This window comes from Sphingomonas sp. C3-2 (genome assembly GCF_033025475.1).
Taxonomy (GTDB): Bacteria; Pseudomonadota; Alphaproteobacteria; order Sphingomonadales; family Sphingomonadaceae; genus Sphingobium_A.
On the sequence record NZ_CP130322.1, the window covers coordinates 475,268 to 498,630 of the forward strand.

Annotated in this window: 25 protein-coding genes; 11 read left to right on the forward strand and 14 right to left on the reverse strand. The window is 62.8% G+C overall.

Going from position 1 to position 23,363, the window contains the following annotated elements; translation table 11 throughout:
• Positions 1–16: 16 nt before the first annotated feature.
• Positions 17–781: an alpha/beta fold hydrolase gene (locus tag QYC26_RS02165; RefSeq protein WP_411197618.1), complete on the reverse strand. Its 765-nt coding sequence runs from the start codon at positions 779–781 to the stop codon at positions 17–19.
• A gap of 193 nt (positions 782–974) precedes the next feature.
• Between QYC26_RS02165 and QYC26_RS02170 the strand changes: the two genes are divergently transcribed.
• The 3 genes from QYC26_RS02170 to QYC26_RS02180 are packed head-to-tail and all read left to right on the forward strand — an operon-like array spanning position 975 to position 4,054.
• Positions 975–1,433 carry a MarR family transcriptional regulator gene (locus QYC26_RS02170; protein WP_317513764.1) on the forward strand — a complete coding sequence of 153 codons (459 nt, stop codon included), beginning with the start codon at positions 975–977 and terminating at the stop codon, positions 1,431–1,433.
• Positions 1,426–2,511: an HlyD family secretion protein gene (locus tag QYC26_RS02175; protein WP_317513765.1), complete on the forward strand. Its 1,086-nt coding sequence runs from the start codon at positions 1,426–1,428 to the stop codon at positions 2,509–2,511. Before QYC26_RS02170 ends, QYC26_RS02175 begins: the two co-directional genes overlap by 8 nt.
• Positions 2,498–4,054: a DHA2 family efflux MFS transporter permease subunit gene (locus QYC26_RS02180; protein ID WP_317513766.1), complete on the forward strand. Its 1,557-nt coding sequence runs from the start codon at positions 2,498–2,500 to the stop codon at positions 4,052–4,054. The genes QYC26_RS02175 and QYC26_RS02180 overlap by 14 nt, the downstream gene beginning before the upstream one ends.
• A 90-nt stretch (positions 4,055–4,144) precedes the next feature.
• Here the strand turns inward: QYC26_RS02180 and QYC26_RS02185 are convergent, their stop codons facing one another.
• A complete protein-coding gene (locus QYC26_RS02185; RefSeq protein WP_317513767.1) occupies positions 4,145–5,173 on the reverse strand; it encodes an aspartate-semialdehyde dehydrogenase in 1,029 nt (342 codons plus the stop codon).
• Positions 5,174–5,351: 178 nt separating this feature from the next.
• On the opposite strand from QYC26_RS02185, the gene QYC26_RS02190 reads away from it, so the two are divergent.
• Positions 5,352–6,173, forward strand: coding sequence for a DUF2189 domain-containing protein (locus QYC26_RS02190; RefSeq protein ID WP_317513768.1), 822 nt, complete (start codon positions 5,352–5,354; stop codon positions 6,171–6,173).
• Between the two features lie 70 nt (positions 6,174–6,243).
• On the opposite strand, the gene QYC26_RS02195 is transcribed toward QYC26_RS02190, so the two are convergent.
• The 7 genes from QYC26_RS02195 to ffh all read right to left on the reverse strand — a co-directional run bounded on the left by QYC26_RS02195 (position 6,244) and on the right by ffh (position 12,502).
• A complete protein-coding gene (locus QYC26_RS02195) occupies positions 6,244–8,403 on the reverse strand; it encodes a S9 family peptidase (RefSeq protein WP_317513769.1) in 2,160 nt (719 codons plus the stop codon).
• Positions 8,404–8,576: 173 nt separating this feature from the next.
• Positions 8,577–8,954, reverse strand: coding sequence for a 50S ribosomal protein L19 (gene rplS / locus QYC26_RS02200; RefSeq protein WP_317514980.1), 378 nt, complete (start codon positions 8,952–8,954; stop codon positions 8,577–8,579).
• A gap of 5 nt (positions 8,955–8,959) precedes the next feature.
• On the reverse strand, positions 8,960–9,697 hold the full coding sequence (trmD, locus tag QYC26_RS02205) for a tRNA (guanosine(37)-N1)-methyltransferase TrmD (RefSeq protein ID WP_317513770.1): 738 nt from the start codon (positions 9,695–9,697) through the stop codon (positions 8,960–8,962).
• Between the two features lie 58 nt (positions 9,698–9,755).
• A complete protein-coding gene (locus tag QYC26_RS02210) occupies positions 9,756–10,034 on the reverse strand; it encodes a hypothetical protein (RefSeq protein WP_317513771.1) in 279 nt (92 codons plus the stop codon).
• On the reverse strand, positions 10,031–10,507 hold the full coding sequence (gene rimM, locus QYC26_RS02215; RefSeq protein WP_317513772.1) for a ribosome maturation factor RimM: 477 nt from the start codon (positions 10,505–10,507) through the stop codon (positions 10,031–10,033). The genes QYC26_RS02210 and rimM overlap by 4 nt, the downstream gene beginning before the upstream one ends.
• Positions 10,508–10,510: 3 nt before the next feature.
• Positions 10,511–10,966 carry a 30S ribosomal protein S16 gene (gene rpsP / locus QYC26_RS02220; protein ID WP_317513773.1) on the reverse strand — a complete coding sequence of 152 codons (456 nt, stop codon included), beginning with the start codon at positions 10,964–10,966 and terminating at the stop codon, positions 10,511–10,513.
• Positions 10,967–11,023: 57 nt separating this feature from the next.
• Positions 11,024–12,502, reverse strand: a complete 1,479-nt coding sequence (gene ffh, locus QYC26_RS02225; protein ID WP_317513774.1) for a signal recognition particle protein — start codon at positions 12,500–12,502, stop codon at positions 11,024–11,026.
• Between the two features lie 316 nt (positions 12,503–12,818).
• On the opposite strand from ffh, the gene QYC26_RS02230 reads away from it, so the two are divergent.
• Positions 12,819–14,366 (forward strand): putative bifunctional diguanylate cyclase/phosphodiesterase, encoded by a 1,548-nt coding sequence (locus QYC26_RS02230; protein WP_317513775.1) that lies wholly within the window; start codon positions 12,819–12,821, stop codon positions 14,364–14,366.
• On the opposite strand, the gene QYC26_RS02235 is transcribed toward QYC26_RS02230, so the two are convergent.
• Complete coding sequence (locus tag QYC26_RS02235) at positions 14,341–14,919, reverse strand: DUF924 family protein (protein WP_317513776.1); 579 nt, start codon at positions 14,917–14,919, stop codon at positions 14,341–14,343. The two genes, QYC26_RS02230 and QYC26_RS02235, sit on opposite strands and share 26 nt — an antisense overlap.
• Here QYC26_RS02235 and dapF point away from each other — a divergent pair.
• The 4 genes from dapF to QYC26_RS02255 are packed head-to-tail and all read left to right on the forward strand — an operon-like array spanning position 14,918 to position 18,523.
• The gene (gene dapF / locus QYC26_RS02240) at positions 14,918–15,724 is read left to right on the forward strand and encodes a diaminopimelate epimerase (RefSeq protein WP_317513777.1); all 807 of its coding nucleotides are present in this window, start codon (positions 14,918–14,920) and stop codon (positions 15,722–15,724) included. The genes QYC26_RS02235 and dapF overlap by 2 nt on opposite strands.
• A complete protein-coding gene (gene mtaB / locus QYC26_RS02245) occupies positions 15,724–16,977 on the forward strand; it encodes a tRNA (N(6)-L-threonylcarbamoyladenosine(37)-C(2))-methylthiotransferase MtaB (protein WP_317513778.1) in 1,254 nt (417 codons plus the stop codon). Before dapF ends, mtaB begins: the two co-directional genes overlap by 1 nt.
• On the forward strand, positions 16,974–17,900 hold the full coding sequence (ftsY, locus tag QYC26_RS02250) for a signal recognition particle-docking protein FtsY (RefSeq protein ID WP_317513779.1): 927 nt from the start codon (positions 16,974–16,976) through the stop codon (positions 17,898–17,900). The genes mtaB and ftsY overlap by 4 nt, the downstream gene beginning before the upstream one ends.
• On the forward strand, positions 17,897–18,523 hold the full coding sequence (locus QYC26_RS02255) for an inner membrane-spanning protein YciB (protein WP_317513780.1): 627 nt from the start codon (positions 17,897–17,899) through the stop codon (positions 18,521–18,523). Before ftsY ends, QYC26_RS02255 begins: the two co-directional genes overlap by 4 nt.
• Positions 18,524–18,526: 3 nt before the next feature.
• On the opposite strand, the gene QYC26_RS02260 is transcribed toward QYC26_RS02255, so the two are convergent.
• The 4 genes from QYC26_RS02260 to pspF all read right to left on the reverse strand — a co-directional run bounded on the left by QYC26_RS02260 (position 18,527) and on the right by pspF (position 22,276).
• The gene (locus tag QYC26_RS02260) at positions 18,527–19,744 is read right to left on the reverse strand and encodes a DUF1214 domain-containing protein (protein ID WP_317513781.1); all 1,218 of its coding nucleotides are present in this window, start codon (positions 19,742–19,744) and stop codon (positions 18,527–18,529) included.
• 90 nt (positions 19,745–19,834) lie between these two features.
• A complete protein-coding gene (locus tag QYC26_RS02265; protein WP_317513782.1) occupies positions 19,835–20,401 on the reverse strand; it encodes a hypothetical protein in 567 nt (188 codons plus the stop codon).
• Positions 20,402–20,510: 109 nt separating this feature from the next.
• Positions 20,511–21,134, reverse strand: coding sequence for a superoxide dismutase (locus QYC26_RS02270; RefSeq protein ID WP_317513783.1), 624 nt, complete (start codon positions 21,132–21,134; stop codon positions 20,511–20,513).
• Positions 21,135–21,235: 101 nt separating this feature from the next.
• Positions 21,236–22,276, reverse strand: coding sequence for a phage shock protein operon transcriptional activator (pspF, locus tag QYC26_RS02275; protein ID WP_317513784.1), 1,041 nt, complete (start codon positions 22,274–22,276; stop codon positions 21,236–21,238).
• Between the two features lie 172 nt (positions 22,277–22,448).
• Between pspF and QYC26_RS02280 the strand changes: the two genes are divergently transcribed.
• Together QYC26_RS02280 and pspA are read left to right on the forward strand one after the other, a co-directional pair.
• A complete protein-coding gene (locus QYC26_RS02280; protein WP_317513785.1) occupies positions 22,449–22,610 on the forward strand; it encodes a hypothetical protein in 162 nt (53 codons plus the stop codon).
• An 84-nt stretch (positions 22,611–22,694) separates the two neighbouring features.
• A complete protein-coding gene (gene pspA / locus QYC26_RS02285) occupies positions 22,695–23,363 on the forward strand; it encodes a phage shock protein PspA (protein ID WP_317513786.1) in 669 nt (222 codons plus the stop codon).

The following is a 23,363-nucleotide window of genomic DNA, read 5'->3' on the forward strand; positions in this document are numbered from 1 at the left end:
CGCGCCCCCTGTAGAATCAAGCCGCTAGAAAATCGCGGATCGCCTGTCCCAGTTCGGACTTGGTAACCGCGCTCATGTGGTTGCCCGGAATGGCGAGGAAACGCGCGCCCGGAATGGCCTGCGCCAGCGCCTCGCCCGAGCCATTGTCGTCGTCATCCTCACCCGTCACGACGAGCACGGGCAGATCGATCGCGGCGAGCTGTTCGGGCGCAGTATCGACAAAGGTTTCGAGGATGAGGAGCAGCGCCTGCGGATCGCCCTTGGTTGTCTTGAGGAACGCCTCGGTCATCCATTCGCTCGTCCCGCGATCGAAGCTGCCGAGATTGGTGAGGACATTGCGGAAATAGGTGCCCCGCCCCGCCGTATCGATGATCCCGTCATAGCCCATGCCGCACAGCACCGCGCGGCGAGGCTTTGCCCCCTGGACGAGCATCCGCGTGACCGTGCGGCCACCCAGCGAATAGCCGGCCAGATCATAATCCGTGAGCCCGAGATGGCGCAGCAGCGCAAAACCATCGGCCGCCAGCACATCGGGCGGATAGGCCTCTGCCTCATGCGGCTTGCCGCTTTCGCCGTGCGCGCGCAGATCGGGCATGATCACCCGGTAGCCAGCATCGGCGAGCAGCGCGGCATGGCCGTAGCGAATCCAGTTGGTGTTCGCGTTGGAGAAATAGCCATGGATCAGGACGAGCGGGCGCCCCTCGCCCATTTCATGCCAGGCGAGCATGGTGCCGTCATCGGCCTGGAAGTGGTGGACTGAAACGTCGAATGTCGTCACCATCAGCCCCGTGCCTCGATCGGTTGGATACGCATGTTTTTAACATTCCCTGCAAGGCGGCCCCGGCCGTTGCGGGACACGCAAGATAGCCCGCTATGCGCCCCATGGCGCGGCTCTGCAATCGACCAATTGCATGGCATGGCCGGCGGTTTAGCGATGGACAAAACAGCGCACATATAATAAGCGTGTTTACTATATGGACTCAACAACACAGTCTCTCGGCTTTTTGCTGGCCGATGCCGCCCGTCTGGTTCGCCGAAATTTCGACGAACGCGCCCGTTCCATCGGTGTCACCGGCCCGCAGTGGCGCGTGCTGACCGCGCTTATCCATCACGAAGGCATTTACCAGAGCCGTCTCGCCGATCTGATCGAAGTTGAGCCGATCAGCCTTTGCCGCATGGTGGATCGTTTGCAGGAATCGGCGCTCGTCGAGCGGCGCCCCTCCCCCAGCGACCGGCGCGCCTGGCAATTGTTCCTGACGGAAAAGGCACGCACGCTTGTGGCGCAGCTGCGCGAACCCGCTTATGAAACGCTGAGCGAGGCGCTCGAGGGACTGAACGAGGCTGAACGCCAACAACTTGCGGCGGCGCTGGAGCGGATCCGGCTCAACCTTTCGCGCAAGCCCGCCGTTTCCGATGGAGCATCCAATGGCTGATTCCGGTGAAGCCATCCGTTTCGACAAGGCCGAACCGATGACGAGCGCGCCCGAAGCCCCCGCCACCAAGCGCAAGCGGCCGATGCGGCTTGCCGCCATGTTTTCGGTTCCGCTGCTGATTGCGGGAACGATGGGCTATTTCTGGCTGACGAGCGGCCGGTTCATCTCGACAGACAACGCCTATGTTCAGCAGGACAAGGTTTCGGTGGCATCCGAGATCAACGGGCTGATCGTCGAAGTGAAAGTGGGCGAGAACCAGCGCGTGAAGAAGGGCGACCTTCTGTTCCGGATCGATCCGGCACCCTACCGGATCGCGCTGGCCGACGCCAACGCCGCGATCGCATCGGCGCAGGTGTCGCTGGCAACGATGGAATCCAACTATCGTGGCACCGCGGTCGACATCGCGGCCAGCCGCGACACGATGCGCTTCGCACAGCAGGAATATGACCGTCAGGCCGAACTGATGCGCCGCGGCTTCACGACCAAGGCCCGGCTCGACGCGACCGAACACGCGCTGATCCAGGCGCGCGAAAGCCTGCGCAACGCACAGGCCGCCGCCGACGAGGCCCGCGCCAAGATTTCAACCGGTTCGGCCGTTCCGGGCCAGAACCCTGAGATTGCCGCCGCGCAGGTGCGCCGCGACAAGGCGTTGCTCGATCTGTCGCGTACCGAGGTCCGCGCGCCGAGCGATGGCACGGTAAGCCAGTCTACCCGCCTGCAGGTGGGGCAGATGATGATGGCAAGCCTGCCCGCGCTGAGCGTGGTGGTAAGCGACAAGGCGTGGGTGGAAGCCAATTTCAAGGAAACCGATCTGAAGAACATGGCCGTCGGCCAGCCCGCGACCGTGACCTTCGACGCCTATCCCGAGCTGAAGCTGAAGGGGCATGTCGAAAGCATCGGCGCCGGCACCGGATCGGAATTTTCGGTGCTCCCTGCCCAGAACGCCAATGGCAACTGGGTGAAGGTAACCCAGCGCGTGCCAGTACGCGTGGCGATCGACGACAAGCCCAGCCGCCAGATGATCGCCGGGCTTTCTGCCGAAGTGACCGTCGACACGAAAAACCGTGGCAACCGCTGACATCGCGACGGGCGGCGGCACCGCCGCCATGCCCGTCAAACATCATGGCTGGCTGACGGTCGGCGTGATGGGCGCGATGGTGATGCAGATCCTCGACACCACCATCGCAAATGTGGCGCTGCCGCACATGCAGACCAGCCTGGGCGCGACGATGGACAGCGTCAGCTGGGTGCTGACCAGCTATATCGTCGCCGCCGCGATCGCGACGCCGGTGACGGGCTGGCTTGCCGACCGGTTCGGATCACGCAACCTGTTCCTGTTTGCGGTCGGCACCTTCATCTTTGCCTCGATGCTCTGCGGCGCGGCGACCAATCTGGAAACGATGGTCGCCTTTCGCATCTTCCAGGGGGTGGCCGGCGCCTTTATCGGCCCGCTGTCGCAGACGGTGATGCTCGACATCAACCCGCCCGAGCGCCATGCCAAGGCGATGTCGATGTGGGGCATGGGCGTGATGATCGGCCCGATCATGGGCCCGGTTCTGGGCGGCTGGCTTACCGAAAATTACAATTGGCGCTGGGTGTTCTACGTCAACCTGCCCATCGGTATCCTGACGCTGGCGCTGCTCTGGGCGCTCCTCCCCTCACGTGGCCAAACCAAGCGTTCATTCGACGTCACCGGTTTTGCCATGCTCTCGGTTGCGCTCGCCAGTTTCCAGCTGATGCTCGACCGTGGCCCGCATGAGGACTGGTTCGCGAGCTGGGAAATCATCATCGAGGCCGCCGTCGCATTTGGCGCTTTCTGGATGTTCCTCGTCCATCTGCTGACCGCCAAGAAACCGCTGTTCGAGCGCCAGATGTTCAAGAACCGCAATCTGGCGACCGGGCTGATGTTCATGGTGGTGATCGGGATCACTTCCATGGCGCCGATGGCGCTGCTGCCGCCGATGCTGCAGCAACTTTACGGCTATCCCGTTATCGATACCGGGATGCTGCTCGCGCCGCGCGGCGTGGGGGTGTTCATCACGATGTTCATCGGCGGCCAGCTGATGGGACGCGGGGTCGACCCGCGCTATCTCATCGCATCCGGGCTGCTGATCAGTTCCTGGTCGCTGTGGCACATGGCGCACTGGTCGCTCGACATCGGCTGGCAGACGGTGGCGATCAGCGGGTTCGTGCAAGGCCTTGGCATGGGGTTCGCGTTCATGCCGCTCAACGCCATGGCGTTCATCACCTTGCCCCCGCAATGGCGCACCGACGGCGCAAGCTCGCTCAACCTGATCCGCAGCCTTGGTTCGTCGGCAGGGATTTCGATGGTGACGGCGCTGTTGTCGCGCAACACGCAGATCAGCCATTCGGACCTCGCCGCGCACATCACCTCGTTCAGCATCGACGGGATGGACCCGACACTGGCGCAGGCGCTGGGATCAACGGGCGATACCGTGTTGTCGATGGCCAATGCCGAGGTGACGCGACAGGCGATGATGATCGCCTATCTGGACGATTTCTACCTGATGTCGATCATCACGCTTCTGGCGCTGCCGCTCGTGCTCCTGCTGCAGGGGCCTCCGCGCGGGGCGAAGCTGGAAAAGATCGTCGCCGAATAACTCGGCGGTTCGAGGACATGGATGCAAAAGGAAAAGGGCCCCGGAATTGCTTCCGGGGCCCTTTTCCTGTCCTGCCGAAACAGGCTGCGATCAGGCAGCTTTTTTCAGATGGCGACGGCCGAGCAGTTCAGCGATCTGGACCGCATTGAGCGCGGCGCCCTTGCGCAGGTTATCCGACACGCACCACAGCGACAGGCCGTTGTCCACGGTCGAGTCATCACGCACACGGCTGATGAAGGTCGCGTAATCACCGACGCATTCGATCGGGGTGACGTAGCCACCGTTTTCGCGCTTGTCGACGAGCATAACGCCCGGAGCTTCACGCAGGATTTCCTGCGCCTTTTCGGCCGAAAGCTCGTTCTCGAACTCGATATTGATCGCTTCCGAGTGCCCCACGAAAACCGGCACGCGCACGCAGGTGGCCGTGACCTTCACCTTCGGATCGAGGATCTTCTTGGTTTCAGCGACCATCTTCCATTCTTCCTTGGTCGAACCATCTTCAAGGAAGCTGTCGATGTGCGGGATCACGTTGAACGCGATCTGCTTGGTGAACTTTTGCGGCTCGACCGTGTCGCCAACAAAGATGTTGCGGCTCTGTTCGAACAGTTCGTCCATCCCCGCCTTGCCCGCGCCGGAAACCGACTGATAGGTGGCGACAACGACGCGCTTGATCGTCGCGGCATCGTGCAGCGGCTTCAGCGCGACGACCATCTGCGCGGTCGAGCAGTTGGGGTTCGCGATGATGTTCTTCTTGGTATAGCCGTCGATCGCGTCGGGGTTCACTTCGGGCACGATCAGCGGCACGTCGGGATCCATGCGGTAGAGCGACGAATTGTCGATCACCGTGCAGCCGGCGGCTGCGAACTTGGGTGCGAAGACCTTGGTTGCGTCCGAACCGATGGCGAAAAGCGCCATGTCCCAACCCGTCGGGTCGAAATGTTCGATATTCTGGACCTTGAGTTTTCGTCCGGTCTCGCCGAAGTCAATCTCGTCACCCTGGCTACGCGCGGAAGCCACGACGGCGATATCGTCCAGCGGAAATTGACGTTCCGCCAGAATGTTCAGCATTTCACGTCCGACATTGCCGGTCGCACCGGCAACCACTACCCGGTAGCCCATTATTAAACACTCCAACTCGGTGAAGTGGGCGGCAATAGCGCGGCTGCAGCATTTGTCCAGCCCCACCCGGCGCGCGCGCAACGAAAGAACATCACCGCCCGCCAAAAGCTGTGCTATGTTACCGAACAAGGACTCATGCCCGGAGAAAATTTCACGAGTACAGCCAAGGAGATGGATCATGGTGGCAACCAACGCGCTAAGACAGCCGACACTGGATATCCCCGACATCCCCATCCGCACGATTACGGCGGACGACCTGAAGGCATCGCTTCGTGAAGGCTATCAGGACTTTCTGGCCAAGCGTGGCGACCTGTTCTTTGCAGGGCTGATCTATCCGCTGGTCGGCTTCGTCGCTGCCTTTGGCGCGCTGGGCAGCCACATGCTCTACATCCTGTTTCCGATCGCCGCCGGGCTATCGCTGTTGGGGCCCCTCACCTGCACCGGATTTTACGAACTGGCGCGGCGGCGCGAGGCCGGGCTGGAATCGCGTTGGCGGCATTTCTTCGACGTGCGCAAGAGCGACGCGCTGGACGGCATATTGGGCGTGGCCGCGGTGCTGATCGGTATCTTCATCGCCTGGGTGTTTACCGCGACCGCAGTTTATGAGGTGTTTTTCGGCCGGGAAACGTCGAGTTCGATCGGCACCTTCGTGACGCAACTCTTCACCACGCCCAAGGGCTGGGCGATGATGATCATCGGCAATCTGATCGGCCTTGGCTTCGCGCTCGTCGCGATGGCGGTCAGCGTAATCGCGCTGCCGCTGCTGGTGGACAAGGATGTCGATGCCGGTATCGCAATGCGGACATCGATCCGCGCGGTGAAGCAGAATTTCGGCGTGATGATGCGCTGGGGTCTGATGGTGGCGGCATTGCTCGTCCTTGGCGCCATTCCGCTGTTCATTGGGCTGGCTGCGGTGCTGCCGATCCTCGGCTATGCGACCTGGCACCTCTATACCCGCACGATCGATCGTACGGGCATTCCATCCCAGCCCCATCGCTGAAACCATTATCAGCGCAGAGGCCGGGTAGATATGGCTGCCCCTTCCCATCTCGGGGCAGCCATATTCTTGCTCATTTCCGGAGCACGGAACGGTCGAGAAAATTCTCGATCGTCTTCCACAGATGGACGCTCACGCCCTCCCCCGCCACGCGGTGGGTTTGCCCGGGATAGACCATCGTTTCGAAGGAATGGCCCGCCGACTGGAGCCGGGCCATGAGCGCGGTCGAATTCTCGAAGACCACATTGTCGTCCGCCATGCCGTGGATCAGCAGCAGCGGATCGGCAATCTTCGTGGCATTGGCGATGGCGCCGGCCTGTTCATAAGACGCAGGATCGGTCGTCGGACTGCCCAGATACCGCTCGGTATAATGGGTGTCGTACAATTCCCATTTCGTCACCGGCGCGCCCGAGATACCGGCGGCAAACACGCCCGGTGCCGCCTGCAGCAACCGCAGCGTCATGAAGCCGCCATAGGACCAGCCATAAACCGCGATCTTGGATGGATCGACAAAGTCCTGCGCCTTGAGCCAGTTCACACCCGCAAGCTGATCGGCAACCTCGACGGTGCCCATCGCCTTGTGGATCTGATCTTCGAACGCCTTGCCGCGATCGGGCGTGCCGCGCCCGTCGACCGAAAAGACGATCCAGCCCTTGTCGACCAGATATTGGTGCAGCCCCCCGCCCCAGTTCGCGGTGACCTGCCGCCCGCCGCCGGGGCCGCCATAAACCTGTACAAAGACGGGATAGCGCTTGCCCGGCTCGATCCGCGGTGTGAGCAGTTTGTAGTGCAGCGTGCTGCCGTCGGCCGCCTGCATCGTGCCGAAACGCGTAGGCTCATGGCTGGCGAGATAGGGCGCATAGGGATGACCGGCGGAGAGTTCGTTGCGCTCGATCCAGTTCAGCCGCTTGCCCATATTGTCGGCCAGATAGACCTGTTCGGGCTGGCCGGGCGTCGCATGGGTGATGATCGCCCGGGTGGCACCGCCGTCCATGACCGCGCTGTTCCAGCTTCCCGCCTCGGTCAGCCGCGTGACATGGCCGGGGCGCGCGATATCGACGGCGTAGAGATGCTGTTCGACCGGGGTTTCGCGATTGCCGAGGAAATAGACGCGGCCCTTGGCCTGATCGACGCCGACGACCTGCTTGACCGCCCAGTCGCCGCTGGTGAGCTGGGTCCAGTTGCCGTCCTTGAGGCGGTAGATATGCGCATAGCCGCTGCGTTCAGATGTCCAGATCAGGCTGCCATCCTTGAGCGCGCGCAGATTGCTGTGGAGATTGATCCAGCTCTTGGCGGTTTCAGCGAACAACGGGGTCGCCTTGCCCGTGGCGGGATCGACGCTCAGTACATCGAGCACCGTCTGCGCGCGGTTTTCGCGCTGCACGATGAGCGCGCTGCCATCGGGCAGCCAGTCGGCCCGCGCGAGATAATAATCGGGGTCTGTCCCCAGATCGACCTTCACCGGCTGCGAACCATCGGCACGCATCACATAGAGATCGACGCGCGCATTGGGCGTGCCCGCGCGCGGATAGCGCTGATCGTAGATCTTGGTGCCGTCGGCGCCGATGGCGGCGCGGCTGACGACCATTACGTCGGCCTCGTCGACGCGTGCGACGGCGATATGGCTGTCATCGGGCGACCACCAGCTGCCGCGCGACCGATCCATTTCCTCCTGCGCGACGAATTCGGAAACGCCCCAGGTGACGGTGCCCGCACCGTCGCTGGTGAGCTGGCGTTCGGTGCCGCTTCTCAGATCGAGCGCGAACAGATTTTGATCGCGCACGAAGGAGACAAAGCCACCGCGCGGGCTGATCGTGGCGTTGAGTTCGCCTGCGGCGGTTTCGGTAAGGCGCCGCACCTTGCCGTCGCGCGTGGCGAGGAAGAGATCGCCGTCAAGGGGCACGAGCAGACTCTTGCCATCGGGCGCCCAGTCATAGGCGACGATACCGCGCGTGCCGCCGATGCGCGCGCGTTCGCGCTGCATCTTTTCCTCTTCGGAAATCTGGCCGCCCGAACCGAACTTCTCGGAATCGACAAGCATCGACGCGCGGCCGGTGCGCGTATCGATGGCCCAGAGATCGTAACGATCGCGGTCCTGCGGGCGGTTGCGAAGCAGGGTGACGAGCGAGCCGTCGGGCGACAATTTGAGCATGCGCGGACGCTGGCCGCTGAGATCGGGGCTGGCAAAGACACGCTCCAGCGTCAGCGGCATGGGGGCAACCGTCTCAGCCATGGCCGGCGCAGCCTGTGCCGAAATGAACGCCGCCCCCGCGAGCAACCATATATCCCTGATCCTCAATATCCTGACCTTCCATGCGCATGCCCGCAAAACGAAAATGGGCGCCGGCAGACTTATCGCTGCCGACGCCCATTCGAAAGTATTTAAGCAGTATCTGCCGGAGCCGATCAGGCTTCGGTGCTGCGCGTGTCGCGACGTTCGGCGATACGAGCGGCCTTACCGGTACGGCCACGCAGATAGTACAGCTTCGCACGGCGAACGGCGCCCTTGCGGACGACTTCGACCGAGTCGATGTTGGGCGAATAGAGCGGAAATACGCGTTCCACGCCTTCACCGAAGGAGAGCTTACGAACGGTGAACGACGAGCCCATGCCCTTGTTCGAACGCGCGATGCAGACGCCTTCATAGGCCTGAACGCGGTGACGCTCGCCTTCGATGACCTTCACGCCGACGCGGACGGTGTCGCCCGGACGGAATTCAGGAATCTTCTTGGCTTCGTTGAACTTGGCAATCTGCTCGGCTTCGAGCGTCTGGATGAGGTTCATGCTCATCAGTCCTTCTTCTTTTGCCGCGCACCAGAGGGCGACTGGTCCCGAGCACCGACATAGCGCTCCCAAAGGTCCGGCCGCCTTAGCCGTGTATCTTCCTCCGCCCTTTGTTTCCGCCAGGCGGCGATTTTCGCGTGATCCCCCGATCGCAGCACTTCAGGGATCGCACGCCCTTCCCACAATTGGGGTCGGGTATAATGCGGATATTCGAGAAGCCCCGTTTCGAAGCTCTCGTCATCACCGCTTGAAGCGGCGCCCATTACGCCGGGAAGCAGCCGAATGCAAGCGTCAAGCACAATGATTGCGGCGGTTTCGCCGCCTGAGAGAATGAAATCGCCGATCGAAACCGGCTCGATCGGGCGTCCTTCGAAAATCCGCTCGTCAAAGCCTTCGAAGCGGCCGCAAAGCAGCGTGATGCCGGGCCCCGCCGCCAGTTCGCGCACACGCTGCTGCGTCAGCGGCCGTCCACGCGGCGTCATCGCCAGAACCGGGCTGTCGGGCTGACGCGCCAGCGCATGATCGACCGCAGAGGCGATCACATCGGGCTTCAGCACCATCCCCGCCCCGCCACCCGCCGGCGTATCATCGACCGAGCGATGCTTGTCGGTCGCGAAATCGCGGATCTGGATCGGATCGCACGACCATGTGCCCTCGGCCAGCGCACGACCGGCAAGCGAGGTGCCAAGCGGACCGGGAAACATCTCGGGGTAAAGCGTGAGGATCTGGGCTGCAAATGTCATCGCCAGCCCCAATGGCCCAGTGCGCGCCGCCATGCAATGGAGCGGCTAAACGGCCAGATCATATACGGTAGCGTTCGAACCGGTGCAGCGCGGCGAGCGTGCCCGCAAGCCCGGCCAGCCAGAAACTGGCCCCGCCCAGAAAAGCGTCATCACCAGGCATATCGAGGATCGCAGTCAGCGCGAGAAAGAGCGTGACGACCTGGCTGAACAGCAAGCCGACCGCGACGCGGGCATGCGCCTCAGCAAGGCCAATACGGCGCGAAAACTGATATCCGATCGCAGCCGACAATATTCCGGCCACCACGGCCAGGATCAGCGCGAAAAGCTCGGCAATCACTGATCGGCGAAAGCGGCTTCGACGACGAGGGTTTCGCCCCATTCGGGGACGGCGGCCATCGGCACCATGAAGCGCTTGCCGGTCGGGCGTTCGATCTCGATGACATCGCCCGCGCCGAAATTGTCGATCGCAACGACGGTGCCCAGCGCTTCACCATCGGTGGAAACGGCCGGCAGCCCGATCAGATCGACATGATAATATTCGCCCGGCGCAAGCGGCGGAAGCGCATCGCGGGGGACGGAAATCTCGGTGCCGCGATATTTTTCCGCGGCGTTTCGGTCGCCGATCTCGGCGAAGCGGGCGATGGCACCATTGGGGCCATCGCGCACGCTTTTCAGGGTCAGCGCTCCATCATTGAAGCGCTTGTGCGCCTTGAGGCTGGTCACGTCGTCCGCGAACAGTTTCAGGCGCACCTCCCCCGTCACGCCATGCGCACCAATGATGACGGCGAGCGTAACGGGGCGAGCAGACAAGGCTTAGCCCTCAGCCTGTTCTTCAGCCGGCGCTGCGTCTTCAGCAGGCGCAGCTTCTTCGGCCGGTGCGGCAGCGGCAGCAGCAGCGGCTTCAGCAGCTTCTGCGGCAGCGGCTTCGGCTGCAGCAGCCTTTTCAGCCTTTTCTTCCAGGCGTTCCTTGGCCTTTTCGCCGAGTTCGCCCTTCTTGGGGTTGTTGCGGGCTGCGCGTTCCTTGATGCCGGCTACGTCGAGGAAGCGAGCAACGCGATCGGTGGGCTGCGCGCCGACCGAGAGCCAGTGCTTCAGACGATCGGCGTTAAGGGTGACGCGGTTCGCATCGTCCTTGGCGAGGAGCGGATTGTAGGTGCCAACCTTCTCGATGAAGTTACCATCGCGCGGGCTGCGCGCGTCGGCAACGACGATACGGTAGTAAGGGCGCTTCTTGGAACCGCCACGCGACAGGCGAATGGAAACTGCCATGATCTTCTTCCTTCTTCTTAAACTGTGAAAAACTTTAAAAATTCAACGTCGTAACAATTATTTCTTCATGAACTTGTCGAAGCCAGGCGGAAGCTTGGGCATCCCACCCGGGCCGCCGGGAAGCCCCGGAAGCCCGGCCGGGGGCTGTGCCCCGCCGGCACCGCCACCGCCGAGCATGCCGCCGAGACCGCCCATGCCGCCCTTGGCGAACAGCGCGCCCAGCCCCTTGAGGCCGCCCATCTTCTTGATCTTCTTCATCGCGGTCGACATTTCCTGGTGCATCTTGAGGAGGCGGTTCACCTCCTGCACCGTCGTGCCGCTGCCGTTCGCCACGCGGATCTTGCGCTTGGCGTTCATGAGTTCGGGCTTGCTCCGCTCCTTGGCGGTCATCGACGAGATGATCGCATCGAGGCGGTTCAGAATCTTGTCGTCGACCTGGCCATTGGCCATCGCGTTCTGCACCTTCTTGATGCCCGGAAGCATCGAGGCGAGCGCGCCAAGGCCGCCCATGCGGCGCATCTGTTCGAGCTGGGCGCGCAGATCATTCAAGTCGAACTGGCCCTTGGCCATTTTCTGCGCGAGCTTTTCAGCCTCGTCAGCCTGAATGGTTTCAGCGGCGCGTTCGACAAGGCTGACAACGTCGCCCATGCCGAGGATACGGCCCGCGACGCGGCTGGGATGGAACGGCTCGAGCTGATCGAGCTTTTCGCCCATACCCGCAAACTTGATCGGCTTGCCGGTGACGGCGCGCATCGAGAGCGCCGCACCACCACGCGCATCACCGTCCATACGCGTCAGCACGACGCCGGTCAGCGCAACCTGTTCCGAGAAGCTCTTGGCGACGTTGACGGCGTCCTGACCGGTGAGCGAGTCGACGACCAGCAGGATTTCCTGCGGGTTGGCGACGTCGGCCACGGCCTTCATCTCGTCCATCAGCGCCTGATCGACGTGGAGACGGCCCGCGGTATCGAGGACGAGAACGTCGAAGCCCTGAAGCTTGGCGGCCTGCAGCGCGCGCTTGGCGATATCGACGGGCTGCTGGCCCGCAATGATCGGCAGCGTCGCGACATTCGTCTGCGTGCCGAGGGTTGCAAGCTGTTCCTGCGCGGCCGGGCGATTGACGTCGAGCGACGCCATCAGGACCTTCTTGCGATCCTTTTCGGTGAGCCGCTTGGAAATCTTGGCGCTGGTGGTCGTCTTACCCGAGCCCTGCAGACCGACCATCATGATGACGACGGGCGGGTTTGCGTTGAGATCGAGTTCGCTGGTTTCCGAGCCGAGCATGTCAACGAGCGCGTCGTTGACGATCTTGACGACCTGCTGGCCGGGCGTGATCGATTTCAGGACCGACTGGCCAACGGCTTCTTCGGTAACCTTGTCGACGAATTCGCGTACAACGGGCAGCGCGACGTCGGCCTCGAGCAAGGCAATGCGCACCTCGCGCATGGCTGCACGTACATCAGCCTCGCCCAGTGCACCGCGGCCGCGCAGGCGATCAAATACGCCGCCAAGCCGATCGCTCAAGGATTCAAACATCGTCACTTCCCTTTCCCGAACCGGACCAAGATCAAAACGCAAAACACGCCGGCGGACGAAACCTCGTCGGCCAGCGCGCACCCATGGGCGCATATGTTTCGTTCATGGTCGGAACGATTTGGCGGGCAGATAATCGAAATTTGCAAAGCAGGCAAGACCACCCGTTTCTTTAACGCCTTCTACACGCTTTGCGGACACAAGCGGAGATATGAACCACCCGTCCCATTCGTCAGGACTCGCGAGCGCTTCCCCGCCGCCAATGCGCGGAGACAGGCGCCGCAAGTCTCACCTTTCAGGCATTGTTGCGATCATCGCCTTGCTGCTTTTGGTGGCGACGGGCAGCACGCTGATGACGAGCATCGGCCAGGCGTTGCGGGGTGGCGGCCCTGTCGATCCGTTGGCGGCGGCGACGCTGGTTCTGAACCTTGCGCTGATCGCGATCGGCTGGTTCCGCCATGCCGCACTTTCACGTGAAGTATCGCGCAGCGGCATGGCCGAAGCGCATGCGCGCCAGATGGCCGACCGTGATCCCCTGACCGGATTCCTCAACCGCCGCGCCTTTGCCGGAGAAGGCGACACGCTGATCGCGCGCGCGCGCCGCAAAGGACAATCGGTAGCGGTGCTTGCGGTTGACCTCGACAATTTCAAGAATATCAACGATCTCCACGGCCACGCCACGGGCGATGCACTGCTGCTCGCGGTATCGACCGAAATCGGCCGCGCCATTCCCGACGATGCGATCGTTGCCCGGCTTGGCGGCGACGAATTCGCCTGCGCGCTGCTGTTTGACGCGCGCGGCCGCGACAATATCGCCCGGACGGCCGAGCAGATTGTGGGACGCCTCTCCCTCCCCTTCGACGCGGCGGGCATCCACGCGCATATCAGCGCATCGGTGGGCATCGCCTGCACGTCGGACGGGCAGGAAAGCATCGAGGCACTGATGCGACGTGCCGATATCGCGATGTATGCGGCAAAGAATTCGGGGCGGAACCGCCATTGCTGGTTCGATTCCTCGATGGAGCGCGCGCTCGAACTGCGCAACGCCATCGAGGCGGGGCTGAAGATTGGCATTCCGCGCGGCGAATTCGTGCCCTATTACGAACAGCAGATCGACCTGAGCACGGGCCGGCTTCACGGCTTTGAAGTGCTTGCGCGCTGGAACAGCGCCGCCTTCGGTCTGATGGCGCCCGACACGTTCGTGCCGGTGGCCGAGGAAACCGGGATGATCAGCGATCTTTCGCTCGCCATCATCAAACAGGCACTGGAACATGGCCGCGACTGGGACCAGGCGCTTACGCTTTCGGTGAACATCTCCCCGACCCAGCTCAAGGACCCCTGGCTTTCGCAGAAACTGGTGAAGCTGCTCGTCGAAACCGGATTTCCGCCGAGCCGGCTTGAAGTGGAAATCACCGAAAGCGCGCTGTTCGAAAATCTGGGCCTGGCCCAGTCGATCGTCGGCAGCCTCAAGAACCAGGGCATCCAGCTGGCGCTCGACGATTTTGGCACTGGATACAGTTCGCTCGCGCATCTGCGCGCGCTGCCCTTCGACCGAATCAAGATCGATCGCAGCTTTGTCTCGTCGATCAATGAAAATGCCGAAAGCGCAGCAATCGTAAACGCCATCACCCGGCTGAGCGACAGCCTTGGCCTGCCCGTCACCGCCGAAGGCGTCGAAACCGGCGCCATCGAACAGCGGCTCCGGACACTTGGCGTACATAAGGGGCAGGGCTGGCATTTCGGCAAGCCCATGCCCATCGATCAGGTGAACAAGCTGCTCGCCGAAAAGAACCTGCTGCCCGCACGCCGCGCGGCGATCGAACTGCCGCAGAGCGAAACGGTCAGAAGGTTTCCCCGGGTCGGCTGAGCATTTCGGCCTCCTCCGGCGTGCTCTGGCGCCCGAGCGCAAGGTTGCGCTGCGGGAAGCGGCCATAACGCTCGATCTGAGCGGCATGGCGGACGGCAAAATCGAGCAGCAACGGATCGCCCATTCCCTCGAACAGCTGAACGCACAGCGCCTGATCGTCGATATCCTCGGAATGCATCAGCGGCATATAGAGGAATTGTCGTTCGACGACCGTCATCCCCCTGTCCCATTCCCTGGTCAGGGCAAGGCGCGTCAGTTCGCGCGCAAGCGGATCGGTTGCAAATGCCTCCGCCTCCCCCCGGAAGATGTTGCGGGAGAACTGATCGAACAGGATGATCGCCGCCAGTAGCATATCGGGTTCGTTCCGCCATGCGCTGGCATTGTCCGCCTTCACCTCGGCACGAAGCGCCCCGAAACGGCCGGCGATTTCGCGGTCAAGCGCAGCATCCTTGACGAAACGCCGTTCGGGCGGGGTTTCGACCAACCAGAAGTCGAGTATTTCACGGGCCCGCAGGTGGACTTCGGAGCGGCGCATGCCTAGATCGCGATTCATGAGCGTACGCTTTCACAAAATGCACGGGCTGGGCAATGATTTCGTCGTGATCGACGGACGCGAAACGCCGGTCGCCCTCGACAACGGACAGGTCCGCGCGATTGCCGACCGGCGCACGGGCGTTGGCTGCGACCAGTTGATCGTGATCGAGCGCTCCAGCGTGGCCGATGCAAAAATGCGTATCTTCAACGCCGATGGCGGCGAAGTGGAAGCGTGCGGCAATGCCACGCGCTGTGTTGCACGGCTGCTGGGCGAAGATGTCCGCATCGAGACGATGGCCGGCATCCTGCATGGCACGACCGATGCACTGGGCGCGACCGTCGACATGGGGGCGCCACGCTTCGACTGGCAAACCATTCCGCTATCCTATGCGATGGACACGCGCGACATGCCCGTGGGCTGGGACGCGGGGCTGGAACGGCCCACGGCCGTCAATGTCGGCAATCCGCATGTCATTTTCTTCGTGCCCGACACCGATGCGGTTCCGCTCGATCAGGTGGGGCCTGTGGTTGAAACCGATCCGCTTTTCCCGGACCGGATCAACGTGAACGTCGCGACGATCGTCGATCGCAGCCATATCCGCCTGCGCGTGTGGGAACGCGGCGTCGGGCTGACCCAGGCCTGCGGCACGGGTGCCTGCGCCACGGCGGTGGCGGCGATCCGCCTCGGGCTGGCGGACGGCCCGGTTACCGTGACGCTGCCCGGCGGCGACCTGATCATCGACTGGCGCGACGGCGAAACGATCCGCATGACCGGCCCCGCCACCCATGTCTTCACCGGGGAACTGGACGCGGACGCGCTCTGATGCCCGGCCCCGAGCTGATCACCATGGGATGCCGGCTGAACATTGCCGAGAGCGAGGCGATCCGCGCGCTCGCCGGCGATGCCGACGACTTGGTCATCGTGAACAGTTGCGCGGTGACCGCGGAAGCCGTGCGCCAGACCCGGCAGGCGATCCGCCGCGCCAAGCGCGCCCGCCCCGATGCGCGCGTGATCGTGACCGGCTGCGCCGCGCAGATCGAGCCGCAGACCTTTGCGGCCATGCCCGAAGTGTCCCGCGTGCTCGGCAATATCGAAAAGATGGAGGCAAAAAGCTTTCGCTTCGACGCGAGCGCTGACGGCGAAGCCGAAGTGCGCGTGGCCGACATCATGGCCGTGCAGCAGACCGCACCGCAACTGGCATCGGGCTTTGCCGAACATGCACGCGCCTTTGTCGAGGTGCAGAATGGCTGCGACCATCGCTGCACCTTTTGCATCATTCCCTATGGCCGTGGAAACAGCCGCTCGGTTCCCGCAGGCGCGGTGATCGACCGCATCGCCGCGCTGGTGGATGAAGGCTATGCCGAGATCGTGCTGACCGGCGTCGATCTCACCAGCTATGGCCCCGACCTGCCCGGCGCGCCCAGCCTGGGGCTGCTGGTGGACCGCATATTGAAGCAGATCCCGGGTCTCCGCAGACTGCGGCTTTCGTCGCTCGACTCGGTCGAGATCGACGAGCGACTGTTCGAGCTAATCGCGCACGAGCCGCGCATGATGCCCCATCTGCACCTTTCGCTGCAGGCGGGCGACGACATGATCCTGAAGCGCATGAAGCGCCGCCACAGTCGCGCGCAGGCAGTGGAGATGGTGGCGCGGCTGAAGGCCGCACGGCCCGGCATTGCAATCGGCGCCGACATCATCGCGGGCTTTCCCACCGAAACCGACGAGATGTTCGACAACAGTTTAAGGCTGATCGACGATTGCGACATCGTCCACGGCCATATCTTTCCCTATTCGCCGCGTACCGGCACACCGGCCGCCCGGATGCCGCAGTTGCCACGCCAGACGGTGAAGGAACGCGCGGCACGCTTGCGCGACGCGGCCTCAATCCGGCAAAGGCGCTGGCTCGAATCCATGGTGGGAACGACGCAGAACGTGTTGATCGAGCGAGACCGCCAATCGGGCCATTCGGAAAATTTCGCACGCGTGCAGCTAAGCGCACCGGCCACGCCCGGCTCGATCCGCGCCGTAACCATCACCGACATTCAACAATCCACTTTGATCGGCACCGCCCAATGAGCGAATCTCCCTGGCATCAGAAACTGTTCGGCGGTTTCAAGCGCACGTCCGACCGGCTGAGCGAAAACCTCACCGGCCTTTTCACAAAGTCTGCGCTCGACGATGCGACGCTGGACGAGATCGAGGAAGCGCTGATCGTTTCCGATCTCGGCCCCGCCATGGCGGGCCGCGTGCGCGCGCGCATCGCTTCCAGCCGCTATGAAAAGGGCATCGACGAGGCCGGGGTGAAGGCCATTGTTGCCGAAGAGATCGAAAAGGTCCTCGCGCCCGTGGCCAAGCCGCTCGAAATCGAAGCCTTTCCGCGCCCCCAGGTGATCCTTGTCATCGGCGTAAACGGATCGGGCAAGACGACGACGATCGCCAAGCTTGCCCATCTGTTCCAGGAACAGGATTACGGCGTGATGCTGGCGGCGGGCGACACCTTCCGCGCGGCCGCGATCGGCCAGTTGAAGGTCTGGGCCGAACGGCTGGGCGTTCCCATCGTCACCGGCCCCGAGGGCGGCGACAGCGCGGGCATCGTCTATGAGGCGGTGAAGCAGGCGACGGCGACGGGCATCGACGTGTTAATCGTCGATACAGCGGGCCGACTGCAGAACAAGCGCGAACTGATGGACGAGCTTGCCAAGATCCGCCGCGTGCTGGGGCGCCTCAATCCGGCGTCGCCGCACGACGTGGTGCTGGTGCTCGACGCGACGACCGGCCAGAACGCGCTGTCGCAGATCGAGGTTTTCAAGGAAGTGGCGGGCGTCACCGGCCTTGTGATGACCAAGCTCGACGGTACCGCGCGCGGCGGCGTGCTGGTGGCGGCCGCCGACAGATATGGCCTGCCGATCCATGCGATCGGCGTAGGCGAAACGATCGAGGACCTTCGCCCCTTCGAGGCTGGCGAACTGGCCCGCGCAATTTCCGGGAGTGGTGAATGACGACGGCAAACGCCAACGACAAGGCTGGCGCGCAGGAACAAAAGCATGGCGGGCTGGGCATGGCGCTCGATTTCGGGCCGCTGCTTGTCTTTTTCCTCGCCTATAAGTTCGTCGGCGTCATCGCCGGGACGGTGGCGTTCATGGCGGCGATCGTGATCGCGGTGATCGTTTCCAAGGTGAAACTGGGCAAGGTTTCGCCGATGCTGTGGCTGTCGGCCGCGCTGGTCGTCGGCTTCGGCGCGCTGACGGTCTATTTCAAGGATCCGAAATTCATCCAGATCAAGCCGACAATCATCTACACGATGTTCGCAGGCGCGCTGTTCTTCGGCCTCGCCATCGGCAAGCCGCTGCTGAAGGTGCTGCTCCAGGCCGCCTATGACGGGTTGAACGATACGGGCTGGATGAAGCTTTCGCGCAACTGGGCCTTCTTTTTTGCCGGAATGGCCGTGCTCAACGAAGCGATGCGGATGATGCTCACCTTCGACACCTGGCTGACGCTGAAGGTGTGGGGCGTGACGATCCTGTCGTTTGGCTTCGCGATGGCGAACATCCCCATGATGATGCGCCATGGGCTTAGCATGGGCGAGCAGAAGGCCGCCGAAACGACGCCTCCGCAGGGCTGAGCCCTAGAGCGTCACCAATTCGCATTGCACGTCGGGGAGCGCCCCTTCGTGCCGTGCGAGGCGAAAGGCCATCTGGCCTTCATTATGCCCCATCGTCTCGATCCAGCGGGTGTCGGGGCGCCCCGGATCGGCATGGGCGAGCGCCAGCCGAACCCGACCATCGGGCCCCGGCGAGGTTTCGACACTGGAGGCGAAGACGCGGTTGCCAAAGCGCCATTCGAAGGATTCCATCCAGTAGTTCATCGGCACGAAGCTCCAGTACCGTCCCCTTGGCGGGACGAAGGAGATGAAGAGCGCCTGCCCCGGCTTTACCGACCAATAGCCTTCCAGATATTTGTGGCCGGCGGGTGTGTAGATATCCCCGCCATCGTCGAAATGGGCAAGCCGGTTGAACTTGGTTTTGCGGCAACGATCCACCCACTGCGCCCATGTCTTGACATTCCATGCGGCAAAATTGACCGCTTTTACGAGCTGCGCGCCGAGATCGACGGTCGAGAGCGGTTTGAGCACCGGCGCGCCCGAGGTCCGTTCGATCGTCAGCGCGCGCGGCTTGTAGCGTAGCGGATCGCGCAGATAGCGGCGGACCACGACGACGCTGCCGTCATCGTCCATGCGCAGCGCATTTTCCCCCTGCCCGCCGCGATTGAGGAGCACGGTAAAGCGCCCATCGGGCGCGATCTTCATCTCGGCCTCAGTCAGGCTGCTCACCAACCGGCGGCGCGCCTTGTTGTCCTTGTTGAGCGTTCCCGAATAGACGGTGAATTCGAGCATCAGCAGATCGTGCATGTCGCCGGTGACACGATATTCATATTCGGGCGAGATCACAGCGGAGTCATAAAGCTGACCGGGGCTGTCGCCGGCGAACTTGCGTACCCCGTCGCGCGTCTTCTGATAAAAGGCCGGGAACGCCGGATCGGCATATTCGACATATTGGTCGAGACCGATCGTGAAATAGCGCATGAACAGGCGAAAGCCTTCGGCGCGGTCGATATCAGTGCGCGGCGCGGCCAGCGCCTCAAACTCATCGGCAAAGGCGGCGATGCGGCCTGCAACCTCTTGCCAGGCACTGGTCAATCCGGGAGTCAGTACGGGCCCTTGCGGCGCGGGTCCGGCCGCAGCCGCACGCCCCGCTATGCCGCCGAGCGTCGCGGCCAGCACCGCGCCCGCCATCCCCTCGACAAGCCCGCGACGGCTCGTGCTGATCATGGCTTCTTCGCTCATCTGCGCCTCCCCCTGCTGGAGCGGCGAGTGTTTGATGCATCGCGCTGGCGCGCAACGCCTTTCACTGTCGGGGAGCGATCAAAGCGCACCTCAATTGAGGGCGGTCTTGCAGCCCCGGTTTTGATGCATGCCGCGCAGGAAGCCGCGACGTGCAAAGCCTGCGGCAATGGCGGCATCGCGACGGCGCTCGGCAGGCCCCGCCCCCGTCACCTCGCGCACCAGCCCGCGAAAGGGGATGAGCGAATTGACGATCGCCTTGCCCCCCGCCTCGGCGAACTTGCCGAAGCGGTTCTCGTTATTTTCCCGGCCCACGCCGAAATCCTCGCCCAGAACCGCGTTCAGCTCATGCACCGCATCGGCCAGTTGCTTGCAGGTCTTCACGCCTTCGGTGCTGTACGGATTTTCGACCACCGCCTGCAGCAAGGGAGGCACTTCGGTGCGGACGACGCCGATATCGCGCGCGGGCTGGGTGACGATATCACCCGCCTTGTCGATCGTATCGTCCTTCTTGGGTGACGGGCGCTCGTCCTTGTCAGGCTTCTGAGCAGAAGACGGCGCCGGCTCTTCCTTCTTCGATCCGCTTTCCTGCGCACGTGCAAAACCAGCGGTAGGCACGGCGACAACCAGTGCGGCCAGCAGAAGATAGGAAGTCCTCATCGCGTCGCTTTTCCCTTCTCGTCATCGCGGGCGCATCGTTCGCCAAACTATCAACGAAAAGAGCCGGAGATCGCTCCCCGGCTCCCTTCATTCGGACAGGATCCGATGCTTACTGGGCCTGATCGGCTCGCGATGCGCCTTCGCCGTCGAGATTCTGCTCGACGAATTCCCAGTTGATGAGGTTCTTCAGCACGGCTTCCAGATAGTTGGGGCGCGCGTTGCGATAATCGACATAATAAGCGTGTTCCCACACGTCGAGCGTGAGGAGCGGCTTGATGTCATCATAGACGACCGGGGTGTCGGCATCATGGAGCGAGGTGATGGCAAGCTTGCCGTCCTTCAGCACCAGCCAGCCCCAACCCGAACCGAAATGGCCGATCGATTCGTCCTTGAGCTTGGTGAGCAGCGCGTCGGTCGAGCCAAAGGCTTCGTCGATCATCGCCTGCAGCTTGGCCGAGGGCTGGCCGCCCTTGGGGCTGAGGCACTTCCAGAAGAAGCTGTGGTTCCAGATCTGTGCGGCGTTGTTGAACAGGCCCTTGTCGCCGTCCTTCTTCGCCTTGTCGATCACCTGAAGCAGCGACAGACCGGCGAGGTTCTTTTCCTCGACCCAGCCATTGACCTTGTCGACATAGGCCTTGTGGTGCTTGCCGTGGTGATAATCGAAGGTTTCGGCCGACATGTGCGGCTCAAGCGCGTCCTTCGCATAGGGGAGATCGGGCAGGATGAAGGGCATGACTCACCTCTTTTGGTTTGAAAACACGCCCTCCTAACGCATTGCGCGCAAAAAGGGCCGCGAATTGTTACGCTGGGCGCCAATATTTTCCATCAGCCGCCCTATGGCAATTCGTGCCGCTTGAGCGCGTGACGCAACTGATCATAGCTCAGGTTGAGGCTTTTCGCGGTCGCCCGCTGGTTGAAGCGATTATGGGCGAGCGCCGCCTCCAGGATCGCGCGTTCATGCGCATCGACCGCCTGTTTCAGATCGCCCACCAGATGCAGTTCGGTTGCGGGCGATGATGTCGGCGCGGTGGCGACACGCACCGCCCCCTCCTCCGCGCGCTCCACTTCCTGCGTCACGCTGCCCGGCATCGGCCGCGAATGCCAGGGCGTGGCGAAGGGATCGAAGATGATCGCATCGACCGCGCGTTCGGGATCGTCCCAGCGGTAAACCGCGCGTTCGACCACATTGCGCAGTTCGCGGACATTGCCCGGCCAGTCATGGCTGACGAGCTGCGCTGCGGCGGTTTCCGAAAAACCCGGCCAGCGTTCCCAGCCCAACTCGGCGGCCATGCGCCGCCCGAAATGATTGGCGAGCACGGGCACATCCCCTTCGCGGACACGCAGCGGCGGGAGCGAGATCACCTCGAAGCTCAGCCGATCCAGAAGGTCGGCGCGGAACCGGCCTTTATCGACCATGGCCGGCAGATTTTCATTGGTGGCGGCGACGATGCGAACATCGACCCGGATCGGATGACTGGAGCCGATGCGCGTCACCTCGCCATATTCGACCGTGCGAAGCAGCCGTTCCTGCGCCCCTTGCGACAAGGTGCCGAGTTCGTCGAGGAACAGCGTGCCGCCATCGGCTTCCTCGAACCGCCCGGCGCGCGCGCGGGTGGCGCCGGTAAAGGCGCCCGCCTCATGCCCGAACAGTTCGGCCTCGATCAGCGTTTCGGGAAGGGCTGCACAGTTCATGATGACGAGCGGCCCGTCCCACCGCGGGCTGAGGCGGTGCAGACGTTCGGCAACCAGTTCCTTGCCGGTACCCCGCTCGCCGATCACCAGCACGGGACGGTTGAGCGCCGCCGCGCGGCTTGCCCGCTCGACGGAATCGAGAAAGGCCAGCGACTGGCCGATGAAATGACTTTCGCGCTCCATTCCCAAGATTAGGGATATTTCCCAAAATTTGGCAATACTCACCAACTCAGAATAATGTAAATTATGCAAAATATCCCGAAAAATGGAGCTTTTCAAAAACTGGCACGCATCCTGCTTAGTTGAGAACAACTGCTTCTACGGAAGTGCAAATCAAAGGTTCAGGGAGGCCATTATGACCACCAGCAAGATCGGAAACACCTTCACCGCAATCGTCTGCACCGTTCTGTTCAGCGCCACCTGCGTGCTGAGCGCGGTGGGCCCGGCACAGGCCGCGGACACCGCCAAGACGAATGCCGGCGTGGTTACCGTTTCGGCCGACAGGATCTACGCCTGAAGGCAGCCCCCGCCGGGGCGGAATTCCCTTGCTCCGCCCCGGCACCCCAATGCCAAATACGTCGTCATCTCAGGAGTATCCAAAATGGGAATTTTCTCACGAACCCGCGACATCATCGCCGCCAACGTCACCGACCTGCTCGACAGGGCGGAAGACCCGGCGAAGATGATCCGCATGATCATCCTCGAGATGGAAGAAACCCTCGTCGAAGTGCGCGCCTCCGCCGCCCGCACGATTGCCGACCAGAAGGAACTGCGCCGCCACATCCTGAAGCTGGAAAAACTGCAGGACAGCTGGATAGAAAAGGCCGAACTGGCGCTGTCGAAGGACCGCGAGGACCTGGCCAAGGCCGCGCTCGTCGAAAAGCAAAAGGCCGCCGACATGGGCGACCAGCTGAAGCACGAGATCGCGACGCTCGATGAATCGCTGCGCGCGTACGAGGAAGACATCTCGAAGCTTCAGGGCAAGCTGCGCGAGGCCCGCGCCCGCCAGAATGCGATCATGACGCGGCTTGAAACCGCGCAGAACCGTATCCGTGTGCGCGAAGCCTATGCCGGCCAGAAGGTGGAAGAAGCCTTTTCGCGCTTCGAAGTGCTCGAACGCCGCGTCGACTTCGCCGAAGGCCGCGCCGATGCGCTGAGCCTGGGCGCGCAGCCCAAGACGCTCGAGGAAGAGTTCGCCGAGCTCAAGTCCGCCGAAAAGGTGGAAGCCGAGCTCGCCGCCCTGAAGGCCCGCGCAAGCAAGGAAGGCTGA